13 protein-coding genes are annotated in these 17,497 nt (G+C 65.8%); 8 read left to right on the top strand and 5 right to left on the bottom strand.

Going from position 1 to position 17,497, the window contains the following annotated elements; all coding sequences use genetic code 11:
- The first annotated feature begins 264 nt into the window (after window positions 1-264).
- From pnp to ACFFJ6_RS07475, 5 genes are all read left to right on the top strand, one after another.
- Window positions 265-2,421, top strand: coding sequence for a polyribonucleotide nucleotidyltransferase (gene pnp / locus ACFFJ6_RS07495; protein ID WP_378386059.1), 2,157 nt, complete (start codon window positions 265-267; stop codon window positions 2,419-2,421).
- Between the two features lie 275 nt (window positions 2,422-2,696).
- Window positions 2,697-3,677 (top strand): lipid A deacylase LpxR family protein, encoded by a 981-nt coding sequence (locus ACFFJ6_RS07490; protein ID WP_378386057.1) that lies wholly within the window; start codon window positions 2,697-2,699, stop codon window positions 3,675-3,677.
- 163 nt (window positions 3,678-3,840) lie between these two features.
- Window positions 3,841-4,569 (top strand): superoxide dismutase, encoded by a 729-nt coding sequence (locus ACFFJ6_RS07485; RefSeq protein ID WP_378386055.1) that lies wholly within the window; start codon window positions 3,841-3,843, stop codon window positions 4,567-4,569.
- Between the two features lie 490 nt (window positions 4,570-5,059).
- The gene (locus ACFFJ6_RS07480) at window positions 5,060-6,742 is read left to right on the top strand and encodes a methyl-accepting chemotaxis protein (RefSeq protein WP_378386053.1); all 1,683 of its coding nucleotides are present in this window, start codon (window positions 5,060-5,062) and stop codon (window positions 6,740-6,742) included.
- Window positions 6,743-6,944: 202 nt separating this feature from the next.
- On the top strand, window positions 6,945-8,612 hold the full coding sequence (locus ACFFJ6_RS07475; protein ID WP_378386051.1) for a methyl-accepting chemotaxis protein: 1,668 nt from the start codon (window positions 6,945-6,947) through the stop codon (window positions 8,610-8,612).
- 12 nt (window positions 8,613-8,624) lie between these two features.
- Here ACFFJ6_RS07475 and ACFFJ6_RS07470 read toward each other — a convergent pair whose 3' ends face one another.
- Window positions 8,625-9,563: a LysR substrate-binding domain-containing protein gene (locus tag ACFFJ6_RS07470; protein WP_378386049.1), complete on the bottom strand. Its 939-nt coding sequence runs from the start codon at window positions 9,561-9,563 to the stop codon at window positions 8,625-8,627.
- Window positions 9,564-9,805: 242 nt separating this feature from the next.
- Between ACFFJ6_RS07470 and katG the strand changes: the two genes are divergently transcribed.
- Window positions 9,806-12,022 carry a catalase/peroxidase HPI gene (gene katG / locus ACFFJ6_RS07465; protein ID WP_378386046.1) on the top strand — a complete coding sequence of 739 codons (2,217 nt, stop codon included), beginning with the start codon at window positions 9,806-9,808 and terminating at the stop codon, window positions 12,020-12,022.
- Between the two features lie 202 nt (window positions 12,023-12,224).
- The gene (locus ACFFJ6_RS07460; RefSeq protein WP_378386045.1) at window positions 12,225-12,743 is read left to right on the top strand and encodes a DUF3060 domain-containing protein; all 519 of its coding nucleotides are present in this window, start codon (window positions 12,225-12,227) and stop codon (window positions 12,741-12,743) included.
- 294 nt (window positions 12,744-13,037) lie between these two features.
- On the opposite strand, the gene fabI is transcribed toward ACFFJ6_RS07460, so the two are convergent.
- From fabI to fabA, 3 genes are all read right to left on the bottom strand, one after another.
- On the bottom strand, window positions 13,038-13,847 hold the full coding sequence (fabI, locus tag ACFFJ6_RS07455) for an enoyl-ACP reductase FabI (RefSeq protein WP_378386043.1): 810 nt from the start codon (window positions 13,845-13,847) through the stop codon (window positions 13,038-13,040).
- Between the two features lie 176 nt (window positions 13,848-14,023).
- Complete coding sequence (fabB, locus tag ACFFJ6_RS07450; RefSeq protein WP_378386041.1) at window positions 14,024-15,250, bottom strand: beta-ketoacyl-ACP synthase I; 1,227 nt, start codon at window positions 15,248-15,250, stop codon at window positions 14,024-14,026.
- Window positions 15,251-15,316: 66 nt separating this feature from the next.
- On the bottom strand, window positions 15,317-15,844 hold the full coding sequence (fabA, locus tag ACFFJ6_RS07445; RefSeq protein WP_378386039.1) for a bifunctional 3-hydroxydecanoyl-ACP dehydratase/trans-2-decenoyl-ACP isomerase: 528 nt from the start codon (window positions 15,842-15,844) through the stop codon (window positions 15,317-15,319).
- 292 nt (window positions 15,845-16,136) lie between these two features.
- Here fabA and irrA point away from each other — a divergent pair, with 292 nt between their 5' ends.
- Window positions 16,137-16,583 carry an iron response transcriptional regulator IrrA gene (irrA, locus tag ACFFJ6_RS07440; protein WP_378386037.1) on the top strand — a complete coding sequence of 149 codons (447 nt, stop codon included), beginning with the start codon at window positions 16,137-16,139 and terminating at the stop codon, window positions 16,581-16,583.
- Between the two features lie 246 nt (window positions 16,584-16,829).
- Here the strand turns inward: irrA and ACFFJ6_RS07435 are convergent, their stop codons facing one another.
- Window positions 16,830-17,354 (bottom strand): SH3 domain-containing protein, encoded by a 525-nt coding sequence (locus ACFFJ6_RS07435; protein WP_378386035.1) that lies wholly within the window; start codon window positions 17,352-17,354, stop codon window positions 16,830-16,832.
- Window positions 17,355-17,497 lie beyond the last annotated feature (143 nt).

The raw sequence follows: 17,497 nt of genomic DNA, 5'->3' as shown, positions 1-17,497 counted from the left end.
GGGAGCGCTGAGTACGCCCGTGTGTTTCGCTCAGCCGCATCCGGCGGCTGGGCCGTCAACGGGCCCAGGGCCCGCTCCGCGAGGCCCGCGACCAGGTGGTCGCGATCCCGCACCCGGGAGGACCGAGCGCCATTTCCCACCTCGAGACCATGGCAGGATCGCCGGACGCTGTGCACGCTTCGCTGCCAGCGTCCCGCCATCTTGGCATGGTCTTTTGGTATCTGGCGTCCGGTTGTCTCGGTATCCGCATGAAAGAAGGATCCGATGTTCAATCAGCATTCCGTCGAAATCGATTGGGGTGGCCGTCCCCTCAAGCTTGAAACCGGCAAGATCGCCCGCCAGGCCGACGGCGCCGTCCTCGCCACCTATGGCGAGACCGTCGTGCTCGCCACCGTGGTGGCCGCCAAGGCGCCGCGCGAAGGCGTCGACTTCCTGCCGCTGACCGTCGACTATCAGGAAAAGACCTACGCGGCCGGCCGCATCCCGGGTGGTTACTTCAAGCGTGAAGGCCGTCCGACCGAGAAGGAGACGCTGGTCTCCCGCCTGATCGACCGCCCGATCCGTCCGCTGTTCGCCGACGGCTGGCGCAACGAGACCCAGGTGATCGTCACCGTGCTGTCGCACGACATGGAGAACGATCCCGACATCGTCTCGATGGTCGCCGCCTCGGCCGCGCTGACGCTGTCCGGCGCGCCGTTCCGCGGCCCGATCGGCGCCGCCCGCGTCGGCTTCATCAACGATGAGTACGTGCTCAACCCGGTGCTCGACGAGATGCCCGAGACCCAGCTCGAGCTGGTCGTCGCCGGCACCGCCGATGCGGTGCTGATGGTCGAATCCGAAGCCAAGGAGCTGTCGGAAGAGATCATGCTCGGCGCCGTGATGTTCGGCCACCGCCACTTCCAGCCGGTGATCGACGCGATCATCGAGCTGGCCGAAAAGGCCGCCAAGGAGCCGCGCGAGCTCGTCGAGATCGACAATTCGGCGATCGAGAAGGAAATGCTCGGCCTCGTCGAGCAGGAGCTGCGCGCCGCCTACGCCATCCCGGTCAAGCAGGACCGCTACGCTGCGGTCGGCAAGGTCAAGGAGAAGGCGATCGCGCACTTCTTCCCGGAAGGCCAGGAGCCCAAATACGACAAGCTGCGCGTCGCCGGCGTGTTCAAGGAGCTCGAGGCCAAGATCGTTCGCTGGAACATCCTCGACACCGGCAAGCGCATCGACGGCCGTGACTCAAAGACCGTCCGCAACATTCTGGCCCAGGCCGGCGTGCTGCCGCGCACCCACGGTTCGGCGCTGTTCACCCGCGGCGAGACCCAGGCGCTGGTCGTCACCACGCTCGGCACCGGCGAAGACGAGCAGTATGTCGACTCGCTGGCAGGAACGTACAAAGAGACGTTCCTGCTGCACTACAACTTCCCTCCCTACTCGGTCGGCGAGACCGGTCGCCTCGGTGGTACCAAGCGCCGCGAGATCGGCCACGGCAAGCTGGCGTGGCGTGCGATCCATCCGGTGCTGCCGCCGCATCACGAGTTCCCCTACACCATCCGCGTCGTCTCCGAGATCACCGAGTCGAACGGCTCGTCCTCGATGGCTTCGGTGTGCGGCGCCTCGCTGGCGCTGATGGACGCGGGCGTGCCGCTGAAGCGGCCGACCGCGGGCATCGCGATGGGTCTGATCCTGGAAGGCGAGCGCTTTGCCGTGCTGTCCGACATCCTCGGCGACGAGGATCATCTCGGCGACATGGACTTCAAGGTGGCCGGTACCGACCAGGGCATCACCTCGCTGCAGATGGACATCAAGATCGCCGGCATCACCGAAGAGATCATGAAGGTGGCGCTGGCCCAGGCCAAGGACGGTCGCATCCACATCCTGGGTGAGATGTCCAAGGCGCTCGACCGCGCCCGCGCCGAGCTCGGCGAACACGCGCCGCGCATCGAGACCTTCAAGATCCCGACCGACAAGATCCGCGAAGTGATCGGCACCGGCGGCAAGGTGATCCGCGAGATCGTCGAGAAGACCGGCGCCAAGGTCAACATCGAGGACGACGGCACCGTGAAGGTGGCGTCGAGCGACGGCGAGTCGATCAAGGCCGCCATCAAGTGGATCAAGTCGATCGCTTCCGATCCGGAAGTCGGCGAGATCTACGAGGGCACCGTCGTCAAGGTGATGGAGTTCGGCGCCTTCGTGAACTTCTTCGGCGCCAAGGACGGCCTGGTGCACATCAGCCAGCTCGCCGCTGGCCGCGTGCAGAAGACCTCCGACGTCGTCAAGGAAGGCGACAAGGTCAAGGTCAAGCTGCTCGGCTTCGACGACCGCGGCAAGACCCGGCTGTCGATGAAGGTGGTCGATCAGACCACCGGCGAAGACCTCGAAGCCAAGCAGAAGGCCGAAGGCGAAGCCCCGGCCCAGGCGGCCGGCGAGTAGTTCGCCCGGGCTGCGGCCCGAACGGGCAACTGATCACCAAGTGTTCAAGAGGCGGCCTTCGGGCCGCCTCTTTTTGTTGCAGCCTGTAGTTCCATCCCTCCGGCGGGGAAGCCGGCTGTGTCCCCCTCGACACGCAAGGCGGGCGCTCAGCAATTGGCGCGCGTGTGCCGCGAAACCGAGCTTGCCAAGCCCGACCGGCGCCCCGATACTTTGTCCGTCATCTTGAGCTCACCGTCATGCGCCGTTGGATTGCAGGAATTGCCGCGGCTGCCATCATGGCGCTGCACCCCCACGGCGCGGTCGCGCAACGCGCCGTGCTGATCGGTGAGAACGATGCCGTCGCCAACACCGATCGGGACTACACGTCCGGTTTTCGTCTGTCCTTCGTGTTCGATAACTTCTCGCGCGACCTGCTCGCCGGTCAGGCGTTCGATCTGGTACGTCCGGCGCTGGTAACTTACGGCGCGCCGGGCGGCGCGGTGCGTCAGCAGTTCGAATGGATCGCGCTGGCGCAGAACATCTACACGCCGGATCGTGATACGCGCGGCATCTACACGCCGGGTGTCGACCGCCCGTTCGGCGGCTGGCTGTATACCGGCTTCAACGTCGCGCAGGAAACCGGCCGTCGTCAGCTCGATTCGTTCGAGCTGCAGGTCGGCGCCGTCGGCGGCAATGCGTCGCTGGCGCAGGCGGTGCAATCCGGCTTCCACAGCATGCTCGGTCAGTCGTCCCCGGTGATCAACGGCTACGAGCTCCGCAACGAGCCGGGCATTCTGCTGGCGTGGGAGCGGCGCTGGAAGTTCGCCACCGATTTCGGCAACGGCTTCGGTGCCGATATCATCCCGTCGATCGGCTTCACCGGCGGCAACGTCTTCACGTATGGCGAAGCCGGCGCGGTGGTGCGGTTCGGCCGTGCGCTATCGACCACCTGGGGACCGACGCTGATCCGTCCGGGACTCTCCGGCGCCAATTTCGTCAGCCGCGATCCGGCCGCGCCGTTCTGGGGCTTCTCGCTGTTCGGCGGCGTGCAGGCCCGCGGCGTCGCGCGCAACATCTTCCTCGACGGCAGCACCTTCGCCGACAGCCCGCACGTCACGCGCGACTCCTTCGTGTACGATCTGATCGCCGGCGCGGACGTGTTCAATCAGGACGGCTTCCTGGCCTCGCTGACCTGGATCCACCGCTCGCGCGAATATACCACGCAGGCGCGCGCGTTCTCCGACTACGGCTCATTGACGCTCGCCTATCACTTCTGACTCCGACGTCATCGCCCCGCTGCCCGCGTCGCGCGGCGACGCAGGGGTGCGTCATGTGATCCGCCGCGTTACTCGGTCGCAGCGCCGCCGCCGTTTTGATGAAACCGCGCGGTGCCGGCGGGCGTAGTCGCAGTCACGGCCACGCCGAAACGGAGGAAATCCCATGCCCATGCTATCCCGTCGCCATGTGATGATGGCTGCCACTGGTGCCGTCGCCGCGATGGCGGCGCCGCGTCTCGCCTTCGCGCAGGCCGCTGCCGCGTCCGGTCCATTCACGCTGCCGCCGCTGACCTATCCGGCCGCAGCGCTGGAGCCGCATATCGACGCCCGGACGATGGAGATTCACCACGGCAAGCACCATCAGGCGTTCATCACCAACCTGAACGCCTTCGCCAAGGACAATCCGAAGCTCGGGGAAATGCCGGTGCCGGAGGTTCTGGCCAACCTCGGCAATGTGCCGGAGGCGATCCGCACAGGCGTGCGCAATAATCTCGGCGGCCACGCCAACCACACGATGTTCTGGCAGATCATGGGGCCGAACGGCGGCAAGCCGTCCGGCGAGGTGCTGGCCGCGATCGATCGCGACCTCGGCGGCATCGAGAAATTCCAGGCCGATTTCAACGCCGCCGGCGGCAAGCAATTCGGTTCCGGCTGGGTGTTCGTGACCGTCACCAAGGACGGCAAGCTGGCGATCGAGACCCGGCCCAATCAGGACAACCCGATGATGGACGGCAAGCGCGTGCTGATGGGCAACGACGTCTGGGAGCACGCTTACTACCTCAACTACCAGAACCGCCGCGCCGATTATCTCAAGGCGTGGTGGAACACGGTGAACTGGAGCAAGGTCGCCGAGCGCTACGAAGCCGCCAAGGCCGGCACGCTCACCATCTGAGGCGTCTCGACTCCGCTTCTGCCGACGCGCCGCCCCCCCCCCCGCGACGCGTCGGATTTTGCAAAGCGTGTGGCCGCAGCCCCGCTTGAAATTCTGATGCCCACCGTTGCCCGGCATCCCCGTTTGCGGAAGGGCCGACACGTGACGGTGGTTGCAACGACTGCCGGCCTTGCAGGACTGCGATGAAGTTGTCGGCTCCGATGAGTTCCGATGACGGAACTCACATCTTGTCTTGAGCGTCCGTCTCATCGCATGGGCGGTGACCGTTCGCCGGCAGGGAACTCCGTCCCGTTGCTGCACGAAACCCATCGGATGTGAACCGAGCAGTTAGTAGATGAACGGATGAGTGCGGTATTCGAGTGATGTCAGAGAGCTGGGATTAGGAAAAGTTTTAGTCGAATGCACGACAGTGAACATAGCCCCGTAGAAATGCCCATGAGTTGCTGACTTCGGTGCGTCCCGGTGCTGATCTCGAACAAAGGCCGCTCGCATGTTCTCCTTCCGGCGCTCAACCGCCAGCCTGTCATCGTCCGCGATCCTCGACGCCATCAATCGCTCGCAGGCGATGATCGAATTCGATCTCGACGGCAGGGTTCTGAGCGCCAACGACAACTTCCTGAGCGTGCTCGGCTACACGCTGGATGAGATCAAGGGCAAGCATCACAGCATGTTCGTCGAGCCGTCGCAGACGAGCACTCCGGCTTACGCGGCGTTCTGGGCCGATCTGAAAGCGGGCAAGTTCCGCGCCGGCGAGTTCAAGCGCATCGCCAAGGGCGGCAACGAAGTCTGGATCCAGGCGTCGTACAATCCGGTGCTCGACAAGGACGGCAAGCCGCTCGGCATCGTCAAATTCGCCGCCAACATCACCGCGGCGAAGCGACAGAGCCTCGCCGATGCCGGCAAGATCCAGGCGATCAGCCGCGCCCAGGCGGTGATCGAGTTCACCGTCGATGGCACCATCGTCGACGCCAATCAGAACTTCCTCGACGCGATGGGTTACTCGCTGGCCGAGATCAAGGGCAAGCATCACAGCATGTTCGTCGAGCCGGCGTACCGCGACAGCGCCGCCTATCGCGAGTTCTGGGCGACACTCGGTCGCGGCAATTACCTTGCGGCCGAATACAAGCGGATCGGCAAAGGCGGGCGCGAGGTGTGGATTCTCGCCTCCTACAATCCGATCCTCGACGAGAGCGGCAAGACGATCAGCGTCGTCAAGTTCGCCACCGACGTCACCCAGCAGAAGCTCGCCAATGCCGACCTCGCCGGCCAGATCGCGGCGATCGGCAAGTCGCAGGCGGTGATCGAATTCGCGATGGACGGCAGCGTCCTGACCGCCAATGAAAATTTCCTGCAGACGCTGGGCTATTCGCTCGCCGAGATCAAAGGCCGGCACCACAGCATGTTCGTCGATCCGTCCGAGCGCGACGGCGCCGACTATCGGGCGTTCTGGGAGGCGCTGCGGCGCGGCGAGTATCAGGCGGCCGAGTACAAGCGGATCGGCAAGGGGGGCCGGGAGGTCTGGATTCAGGCGTCCTACAATCCGATCCTCGATCTCAACGGCCAGCCGTTCAAGGTGGTGAAGTACGCTACCGACGTCACCCGGCAGGTGCTGATCCGGATGGGCAACGAGCGGGTCCGCGCCATGATGGACTCGGTCGCGGCCGGTGCCGAGGAACTCAACGCGTCGGTGCGCGAGATCTCCGAGGCGATGACCAAGTCGCGGCAGACCGCGAGCAGCGCGGTCGGCGAGGTCGATGCCGCCGACGGCCAGGCCAACCGGCTGAACGACGCCGCGCAGGCGATGAGCGGCATCGTCGAACTGATCGGCCACATCACCGGGCAGATCAACCTGCTGGCGCTGAACGCCACCATCGAGTCGGCCCGCGCCGGCGAGGCCGGCCGCGGCTTTGCGGTGGTGGCCGCCGAGGTGAAGAACCTCGCCAACCAGGCCAAGCAGGCGACCGACAAGATCGGCACCGAGATCGAGAACCTCAACAACATCTCGGGCGACGTCGTCGCCGCGCTCGGCAAGATCAAGACGGCGATTCAGAACGTCAGCGAGTACGTGACGTCGACGGCTGCGGCGGTCGAGGAGCAGAGCACGGTGACGGGCGAAATGTCGAACAGCATGCAGCGCGCCGCCAACGAGGCCGCCGCGATCGTGGGGCGCTGAGGCGGGGCCCCGCAGGCGACGCGGAGACTCCGGCGGAGTCTCCTACCCCATCATCACGTAGTTCCACGCACTGTGGGTTGCGTAGTTGACCGAGGTGTCCAAATAGGAGATTTTTTAATCATCAGGCCTCAGGCTGTGGGAATTGCATGCCGCGAACCGGGGCGTTCGCGGGCACTCCCGCCGACCCGGAGGCCTTCAATTTATGTTTCCGTTTTCCCGAAGCGCCGATCGGGAGCGCGCGGCAGCGTTGCTCGCGGCGATTGACCGGTCGCAGGCGGTCATTGAGTTCGATCTGGATGGGACGATCCAGACTGCCAACGCCAATTTTCTCAAGCTGCTCGGCTACACGCTCGACGACATCAAGGGGCGGCACCATCGCATCTTCGTCGATCCGGCCGAGCACGACGGCTCGGCGTATCGCGATTTCTGGGCCAGCCTGCGCAGCGGCGCCTATCACAGCGGCGAGTTTCTGCGGATCGGCAAGGACGGCCGCGAGGTCTGGATCCAGGCGACCTACAACCCGATTCTCGATCGCCACGGCAAGCCGACCGGCGTCGTCAAATTCGCCGCCGATATCACCGCCGCCAAGACGCACAGCCTGGAGGACGCCGGCAAGATCGCGGCGATCGGCCAGGTTCAGGCGGTGATCGAGTTCGCGCTCGACGGCACTATTCTCACCGCCAACGACAAGTTTCTCGCCGCGCTCGGCTATTCGCTCGGCGAGATCGTCGGCAAGCACCACAGCATGTTCGTCGCGCCGGCGGACCGGGACAGCGACGCCTATCGGGATTTCTGGCGCCGGCTCAACAGCGGCGAGGCCTTCACCGGGTCGTTCAAGCGGTTCGGCAAAGGCGGCCGCGAGGTGTGGATTCTGGCGTCCTACAATCCGATCCTCGACCACAAGGGGCGGCCCTTCAAGGTGGTGAAGTTCGCCAACGACGTCACCGTGCAGAAGCTCGCCGCGGCCGACAGCGCCGGCCAGATCGCGGCGATCCGCAAGTCGCAGGCGGTGATCGAGTTCAGCACCGACGGCACGATTCTCGACGCCAACGAGAACTTCACGAAGGCGACCGGCTATTCGCTGGTGGAGATCAAAGGCCGGCATCACAGCATGTTCATGCCGCCGGAGCAGCGCAACACGCCGGAGTATCGCGAGTTCTGGGCGTCGCTGGCGCGCGGCGAGTATCAGGCCGGCGAATTCCGACGCATCGCCAAGGACGGTCGCGAGGTCTGGATCCAGGCGTCCTACAATCCGATCTTCGATCTCGACGGCAGACCCTACAAGGTGGTGAAGTACGCGGCCGACGTCACGCCGCAGGTGCAGCGCCGCCTCGCTAACGAGGAAGCGCGCGGCATGCTGATCCGTTCGGCGGAGAGCACCGAGGAGCTGAGTAGCACGGTACAGATGATCGCCGAAGCGACCAACCGCTCGCGCGAGACCACGCATCGCGCCGTGAGCGAAGTGGAAGTGGCGGACGGTCAGGCCAAGCGGCTCGACGAGGCCGCCAAGGCGATGAGCGGGATCGCCGAAATCATCGGCGCCATCACCGGCCAGATCAATCTGCTGGCGCTCAACGCGACGATCGAATCGGCGCGCGCCGGCGAGGCCGGGCGCGGTTTCGCCGTGGTGGCGCAGGAGGTGAAGACGCTGGCCGGGCAGGCGCGCAGCGCCACCGATCAGATCGTCGGCCAGATCGACAATCTCAACAACATCGCCGGCGACGTGGTCGGCGCACTCAGTGCGATCAAGCAGGCGATCGAGGCCGTCAACGAGTTCGTCGCCTCGACGGCGTCCACCGCCGAGGAGCAGAGCGCCGCCACCGCCGAAATCGCCGCCAGCATGCAGCGCGCCACGGCGCTGCTGCGCTGACCGCTGCGCCGTTCAGGCGGGCTCGGCCTGCGGCGCCGGCGCCCGGCTGACGCCTTGCTGCACCATCTCGCCCAGCACCTCGAAATCGTGCCGGCGCGGCGAGGTCTTGCGGAACACGAGACCGATGGTGCGGCCCGGCTGCGGCCGCCGCATCCGCAGGAATTTGACGCGGGTATCGCGGCGCTCGACGTCGGCGGCGATCTGCGGGATCAGCGTCACGCCATAGCCGCCGGCGACCATCTGGATCACCGTGGTCAGGCTCGACGCCCCGAACGTCGCGGTGCCGGCGCCGCCCATGTTGATGGCGCGGTTGCGCGCGGTGGCGCAGAACGCCAGCGCCTGGTCGCGCAGGCAATGGCCGTCCTCGAGCAGGATCAGCCGCGACTGGTCGATCTCGTCGACCGCGACCGTGGCGGTCTCCGGCCGCGGATCGTCGGCCGGCACGGCGAGCAGGAATTCGTCGTCGAACAGCGCGATGGTTTCGAGGTCGCGGATGCCGACCGGCAGCGCCAGCAGCGCGGCGTCGAGCGCGCCGCTGCCGACGTCGGCGACCAGCTGACGCGTCTGGCTCTCGCGCAGCTCCAGCCGCAGTTCGGGATAGCGCTGCTGCAGCAGCGGCAGCACCTTGGGCAGCAGATAGGGCGCCAGCGACGGGATCACGCCGAGCGTCAGCCGGCCGGTCAGCGCCTGGGCGCGGTGGCGGGCAAAATCCACCAGGTCGCGCGCGCCGCTGAGCAGCTCCTCGCCGCGCCGGGTGATTTCGCGGCCGATCTCGGTGAGAAACACCTCGCCGGGCCTGCGCTCGACCACCTTGACGCCCAGCGTCCGCTCCAGCTCGGCGATCTGCATCGACAGGGCCGGCTGAGTCACCGCGCAGGCATCCGCGGCGCGGCCGAAATGGCCGTGGCGGGCGAGGGCCGAGAGATAGCGGAGCTGCCGGAGCGTCACCATACCGATCAGATAATCTGATCGAGAGGCAAAATCAATTCGACTGGACCTGATCGTAGAACTGCTCCAGTCTGCGCGCGCCGGGTCCGCAGCGCGCGGGCATCACCGGCCAACCAGACCGAATCACCAAGACGAGATGCCGCGGACGAATCCCCGCGTCCGCGGCGTTCTCGACCAGGCAATCAGGCTGTCATCATAAGTTCGAACGATCCGAACACATTGGCAGCCGAGGACGGAGAGAGATCATGGACGCAAAGACCGACGACAAGGGCAAATGCCCATTTCCCCATGGTGGTGGCGGCGGCTCGCGCGGGCGCAAGAATTCCGAGTGGTGGCCGGAGATGCTCGATCTCAGCATCCTCCACCGCAACTCGGCGCTGTCGGACCCGATGAGCAAGGGCTTCGACTACAAGAAGGAATTCGAGAGCCTCGATCTCGACGCGGTGATCAGGGATCTGACCGCGCTGATGACCGATTCGCAGGAGTGGTGGCCGGCTGACTTCGGTCATTACGGCGGCCTGTTCATCCGCATGGCCTGGCACTCGGCCGGCACCTATCGCATCACCGACGGCCGCGGCGGCGCCGGCGCCGGCCAGCAGCGCTTCGCGCCGCTGAACTCGTGGCCGGACAACGCCAACCTCGACAAGGCCCGCCGCCTGCTGTGGCCGATCAAGCAGAAGTACGGCAACAAGCTGTCCTGGGCCGACCTCTTCATCCTCACCGGCAACGTCGCGCTCGAATCGATGGGCTTCAAGACCTTCGGTTTCGCCGGCGGTCGTGACGACGTCTGGGAGCCCGAGGAGCTGTTCTGGGGTCCGGAAGGCACCTGGCTGGGCGACGAGCGCTACTCCGGCGAGCGCCAGCTCTCCGATCCGCTCGGCGCCGTGCAGATGGGCCTGATCTACGTCAACCCGGAAGGCCCGAACGGCAATCCCGACCCGGTCGCCGCCGCCAAGGACATCCGCGAGACGTTCCGCCGCATGGCGATGAACGACGAGGAAACCGTCGCGCTGATCGCCGGCGGCCACACCTTCGGCAAGACCCACGGCGCCGGTGATCCGTCGTTCCTGGGCGCCGAGCCGGAAGGCGGCGCGATCGAGGATCAGGGCCTCGGCTGGAAGAGCAAGCACGGCACCGGCTTCGGCGCCGACACCATCACGGGCGGCCCGGAAGTGATCTGGACCACGACGCCGACCAAGTGGAGCAACAACTTCTTCTGGAACCTGTTCGGCTACGAATGGGAGCTCGAGACGAGCCCGGCCGGTGCCAAGCAGTGGCGCGCCAAGGGCGCCGGCGCGACCATTCCGGACGCGTTCGATCCCGAGAAGAAGCACGTGCCGAAGATGCTGACGACCGACCTGTCGCTGCGCTTCGACCCGGCCTACGAGAAGATCTCGCGCCGCTTCATGGAGCATCCGGATCAGTTCGCCGACGCCTTCGCCCGCGCCTGGTTCAAGCTGACCCACCGCGACATGGGCCCGAAGGTCCGCTACCGCGGCAAGCTGGTGCCGAAGGAAGACCTGATCTGGCAGGATCCGATTCCGGCCGTCGACCACGAACTGGTCAGCGACAAGGACATCGCCGATCTGAAGGCCAAGATCCTCGGCTCCGGCCTGTCGGTCTCGCAGCTGGTCTCGGCCGCGTGGGCCTCGGCCTCGACCTATCGGCACTCCGACAAGCGCGGCGGCGCCAATGGCGGGCGTATCCGCCTGGCTCCGCAGAAGGACTGGGAGGTCAACCAGCCGGCTGATCTGGCCCAGGTGCTGAGCAAGCTCGAAGCGATCCAGGCCGAATTCAACGGCGCGCAAAAGGACGGCAAGAAAGTCTCGCTCGCCGACCTCATCGTGCTGGCCGGTTCGGCGGCGGTCGAGAAGGCCGCCAAGGATGCCGGCGTCACCGTCGAGGTGCCGTTCACGCCGGGCCGCATGGACGCGTCGGCCGAGCAGACGGATGTCGAATCCTTCGCGGTGCTCGAGCCGCGCCAGGACGGCTTCCGCAACTACATCAACGCCAATCGGCATCAGTTCATGAAGCCGGAAGAAGCGCTGGTGGATCGTGCGGCGCTGCTCAACCTAACCGCGCCGGAAATGACCGTGCTGCTCGGCGGCCTCCGCGTGCTCGGCGGCAATGTCGGCCACACCACCCACGGCGTCTTCACCGACCGGCCGGAGAAATTGACAAACGACTTCTTCGTCAACCTGCTCGACATGAAGACCGTCTGGTCGCCCTCGACCACCACGGAAGGCGTGTACGAAGGCCGCGATCGCAAGACCGGCGAACTGCGCTGGACCGGCACCCGCGTCGACCTGATCTTCGGCTCGCACTCGCAGCTGCGCGCGCTCGCCGAAGTCTACGGCCAGTCCGACGTGCATGAGAAGTTCGCCAAGGACTTCGCCGCCGCCTGGACCAAGGTGATGAACGCCGACCGCTTCGAGGTCGTGCCGAAGAAAGCCGCGGCCTAAGTATCAACGCGTCGCGACGCAGCAACTAACAAAGGGCGGCCTTCGGGCCGCCCTTTTCGCGTCTGGTCGCAGGGCGCGACGGCGCGGCACGGCAATGTCCGCGCGACGAAATGCGCCCGGGTTCCACGTCGCCCCGCGGCGTTGACGACGATTATCGGCTTTGCTTTGCTTCGCGTCCCTTCAACGACGCAAGGATGACTCGATGCTGCTGCGCCTGCCTGTGATCTTCGCTGCGACCTTGGCCTCTCTCGGTCTCGCTCACGCCGACGACAACGAGCTCAAGATTCAGGGCGTCGGGATCAGTCGCGACATCGACTGCCAGGGCAAGGATGTCGGCGTGTACGGCGCCGAGAACGAGATCGCGCTGACCGGCGCATGCGGCACGATCACGGTGCATGGCAGCAAGCACAAGGTCAGCTTCGAGCAGGGCCAGAAGCTGTCGGTGTCGGGCTCGGACAACGTCGTCAGCGGCGGCCGCGCCAGGGATGTGGTGGTAAGCGTGGCCAAGAACACCGTGAGTACCACGCTGGAAGCCGGCGACGGGCCGGGCCAGCTCAAAGCCACCGGCGCCAACAACCGGATCTCGCTGGTGTTGGCCGGCCCGGCACAACTGAACGTCGGCGGCGTCGAGCAGAGCGTCGAATGGTCCAAGGCCGACGGCGCGCCGAATCCCGAAGTGAACTCGTCGGGTGCGCTGAATTCGATCAAGCGGAAGAAGTAAGCGCGGGGCTTGGGACTACGGGATCCCTGCTGTGGCGCGGATGACGGATGCTGCGACGCGCGTCGCCCTCACCCCAACCCTCTCCCGCAAGCGGGAGAGGGAGCCGGCTGCGGTCGGGGAGGGGTCTCGCGTAGTTCACCAGCGCATGAGATCGATGAGGCCCGTGAGAATGATGTCGCCCGTCGCCCCAAGCCCGGCGCGCCCCCTCTCCCGCTTGCGGGAGAGGGCTGGGGTGAGGGCTCGCGGGCACGACGCCGGCGTTCGGCGAACTGAACGCGCGGATGGCCTTGCTCACTACGCCTTGTCGGCGTCCGCCTTCAGCGCATCCGGCTTCGGCATCAGCACGATGTTGTAGCCGGAGTCGACGTAGTGGGTTTCGCCGGTGACGCCGCCGGACAGGTTGGACAAGAGGTACAGCGCCGAGCCGCCGAGTTCTTCCAGCGTCACGCCGCGGCCGAGCGGGGAGTGCTTTTCCATGAAGCCGAACATCGCGCGCGAATCGCCGATGCCGGCGCCGGCCAGCGTCCGCACCGGTCCGGCCGACACCGCGTTGACGCGGATGCCCTTGGGGCCGAGGTCGCAGGCGAGATAGCGCACGCTGGCTTCCAGCGCCGCCTTGGCGAGGCCCATCACGTTGTAGTTCGGCATCGCGCGTTCCGACGCGCCGAAGGTCAGCGTGATCATCGCGCCGCCATCCGTCATCAGCGCCGCGGCGCGCTTGGCGACCTCGGTGAAGGAGAAGCAGGAGATCACCATGGTGCGCGAGAAGTTCGCGCGGCTGGTGTCGATATATTCGCCGCGCAGCTCGTTCTTGTCGGAGAAGCCGATCGCGTGGATGACGAAGTCGAGCTTGCCCCACTTCTCCTTCAGCGTGTCGAATACCGCGTCGACGCTGGCGATGTCCTCGACGTCGCAGGGCAGCACCAGGTCGGAGTTCAGCGACTGCGCCAGCGGCTTGACGCGGCGGGCCAGCGCGTCGCCCTGATAGGTGAAGGCGATCTCGGCGCCATGCGCGTGCAGCGTCTTGGCCATGCCCCAGGCGATCGAATGGTCGTTGGCGACGCCCATGATCAGCCCGCGCTTGCCCTGCATCAGTCCTTGCATTGTCGTCGCTTCCTCGCTGCTCGGACCTCATCCTGAGGAGCGCGCATCGCGCGCGTCTCGAAGGATGAAGTGGTCAACAACTCATGGTTCAAGACGGCGCCAAGAGGCGCCTCCTCACCATGAGGATCGTAGCATGTGGATGTGTCGTCCCGCCGGGGCCGGCGAGAGCCTCGACATCACGCCTCCAGCCGCTTGAACACCAGCGTGGCGTTGGTGCCGCCGAAGCCGAACGAGTTCGACAGCACGGCGCCCAGCTTGGCGTTGTCGATGCGCTTGCGCACGATCGGCATGTCGGCGAAGGCCGGGTCGAGCTCGGTGATGTGGGCGCTCTCGCAGATGAAGCCGTTCTGCATCATCAGCAGCGAGTAGATCGCCTCCTGCACGCCGGTGGCGCCGAGCGAATGCCCGGTCAGCGCCTTGGTGGCGGAGATCGGCGGGCACTTGTCGCCGGCGCCGAACACGTTGCGGATGGCGTTGATTTCCGGCGCGTCGCCGGCCGGCGTCGAGGTGGCGTGCGGATTGATGTAGTCGATCTTGATGCCGCCGGTGGTCGCCAGCGCCATCTGCATGCAGCGCTCGGCGCCTTCGCCCGACGGCGCCACCATGTCGTAGCCGTCGCTGGTCGCGCCGTAGCCGACGATCTCGCCATAGATCTTGGCGCCGCGCGCCTTGGCGTGTTCGAGTTCTTCCAGCACCAGCACGCCGGCGCCGCCGGCGATGACGAAGCCGTCGCGGTTGACGTCGTAGGGCCGCGACGCGGTCGCCGGGGTGTCGTTGTACTTCGAGCTCATCGCGCCCATCGCGTCGAACAGCACCGACAGCGACCAGTCGAGCTCTTCGCAGCCGCCGGCGAACACGATGTCCTGCTTGCCCCACTGGATCAGCTCGTAGCCGTTGCCGATGCAGTGATTCGACGTCGCGCAGGCGGACGAGATCGAGTAGTTGACGCCCTTGATCTTGAACCAGGTGGCGAGCGTCGCCGAGGCGGTCGAGCTCATCGCCTTCGGCACCGCGAACGGGCCGACGCGCTTCGGACCCTTGGTCCGGGTAATGTCGGCCGCTTCGACGATGGTGCGGGCACTCGGTCCGCCCGAGCCCATCACGATGCCGGTGCGCGGGTTGGAGATGTCGCTCTCTTCCAGTCCGGAATCGGCCAGCGCCTGTTCCATCGCGACGTGGTTCCACGCCGCGCCTTCGCCGAGGAAGCGCATGGCGCGGCGGTCGACGACGTCGGCCGGATTGAGCGACGGGGCGCCCTGCACCTGGGAGCGGAACCCAAGCTCCGCATGCTTCTCGGCGCGCGAGATGCCGGATTTGGCATCGTGCAGGCTCGCCAGCACTTCCTGGGTGTTGTTTCCGATCGACGAGACGATGCCCATCCCGGTGACAACAACGCGTCTCATATGATCGCCTCGTTCATTCCATGGTCGTTCGCGATGATGGCACGGCTTTGTGGCCGGCTCGTGCGGTTAACCGCCGACGGGCTGAGCCGTTTGCTTGAACAGACCGACTTTGAGATCCTTCGCACGGTAGATGACCTCGTCATCGGCCGAGAGCCACCCGTCTGCGATACCAAGCCACAGCTTGGAGCGCATGACCCGCTTGATGTCGACATTGTAGACGACTTTGCTGATGTTCGGCAGCACCTGCCCGGTGAACTTTAGTTCCCCGAGGCCGAGCGCGCGGCCCGGTCCTTCGCCGCCGACCCAGCCGAGAAAGAACCCGACCATCTGCCACATCGCGTCCAGCCCGAGGCAGCCCGGCATCACCGGGTCGTTCTTGAAGTGGCAGGCGAAAAACCAGAGCTCCGGATTGACGTCGAGTTCGGCGCGGATATGGCCCTTGCCGAATTCGCCGCCGTCCTCGGTGATGGTGGTGATGCGGTCGAACATCAGCATCGGCGGCAGCGGGAGCTGCGCATTTCCGGCGCCGAACAATTCGCCACGGCCGCAGGCCAGCAGGTCTTCATACTCGTAGCTGGAACGACGGTCCTGCATGCGGGCTTTGCCTTTTTCTCAGTACTGCGAAGATCCGATCACCCGGCCGTGTCGCAGCACCTCCGGAGGCCGCCTGTTCGTTATGCAACAAGCGGGTGCGCGGGTCTCTAACATAGGCACAGCGGCCGGCAAAGCGGCACCTCCGTATTCCTCCTTAAGTCAAACCTCCGAATGGTTCTAGTTGCGAGGCGCTTGCACCCCCTTGGAATGCTTCCTATAATCAGTTGACTGTGTAAAAAGGGACGCCGCCGTGGACATCGGAGACCGTGCGACATATTCGCGTGAGGAAAGTGTGACGTCGGCGCATGCCGTCGAGCCGCACCTCAATGGCTGCCCGTGGCATGACGTCAACGAAATGCTGCAGTCGGTGGGCCTGCGCCCGACCCGCCAGCGCATGGCGCTGGGCTGGCTGCTGTTCGGCAAGGGCGACCGTCATCTGACGGCCGAAATGCTGTACGAAGAAGCCAGCCAGGCCAAGGTCCCGGTGTCGCTGGCGACCGTGTACAACACCCTGAACCAGCTCACCGAAGTCGGCCTGCTGCGCCAGGTCAGCGTCGACGGCACCAAGACCTATTTCGACACCAACGTCTCGGCGCACCAGCACTTCTATCTCGAGAACAACCACGAGCTGATCGACATTCCGGATCAGCACGTCGCGCTGCGCTCGACCCCGGAAGTGCCGGAAGGCTACGAAATCGCCCGCATCGACGTCGTCGTCCGCATCCGCAAGAAGGGCTGACCTTTTACAGAGCTGGCGCCTCCCCGCGCGTCGCCCTCACCCCGACCCTCTCCCGCAAGCGGGAGAGGGAGCTCGCCGTGCGTGCGGCGCAGGTGATGATTTATCTCTTCCGTCGCTAATTTCGATCGAGCCCGACCCGCGAGTCGCAGCGGGACTCCCTCTCCCGCCTGCGGGAGAGGGCTGGGGTGAGGGCGACGCGAGTCGCGGCGCCGCTTCATCACTTCGGACGACGCGCAAACCCCGCGCTCAGTTCACCTGCTCGTCGGCGTAGACGCCCCACAGCCGCTGCTTCTCGATCCAGCCGTCGAAGCCCTGGCCGATGATCCGGCACCAGTTGGTGTCGCAGCGCTTGATCTGCGCGACCACGCCGGCCTGCAGCCGCGCCGCCACCGCGGCGCTGGTCGAGGCGCTTTCGTACAGCGTCGCGAGTTCGTCCTTGTCCTTCATGGTAATCACCGCGGTGCGGCGGCCGGACAGCAGCGAGTGATAGACCCAGCCCTCGGCGCCTTCGGAATCGCGCACCCGCCGCCAGTTCTCGAACTCGGCGGTGATCTCCACCGGCAGTCCGGCGCGGGTGTAGACCCAGGCGACGTCGTTGTCCTTGGTCGGGCCGACCCGGACGTTGACGTGATCCGACTTGAGGCTGACATAGCGCGGCACCGGCAGCCCGCTGGCCGACAGCGGCGAGTCCTTCGCGGCGAGGACAGGCGCCGTGGCACCTACCATCGCACCTGCGAACAACAATGCTGCGATCGGACTCTTCAGCTTCATCAGACACGCCCCTCAGTTCGGTGATCGTGCGCGTCGCTGGGGGGAAACCACAGCCGGACGGTGGGGTCCTTGTCTTGGCGCGGTCTTCTGCTAGAGAAGGCCGGAAGGCATCCGGTGACCCCAAGCTGGTGAAGGGACCGAAC

Origin of the sequence: Rhodopseudomonas telluris (assembly GCF_042432815.1) — a bacterium.
Lineage (GTDB): Bacteria > Pseudomonadota > Alphaproteobacteria > Rhizobiales > Xanthobacteraceae > Rhodopseudomonas > Rhodopseudomonas telluris.
This window is presented reverse-complemented; position numbering and strand designations above follow the sequence as displayed.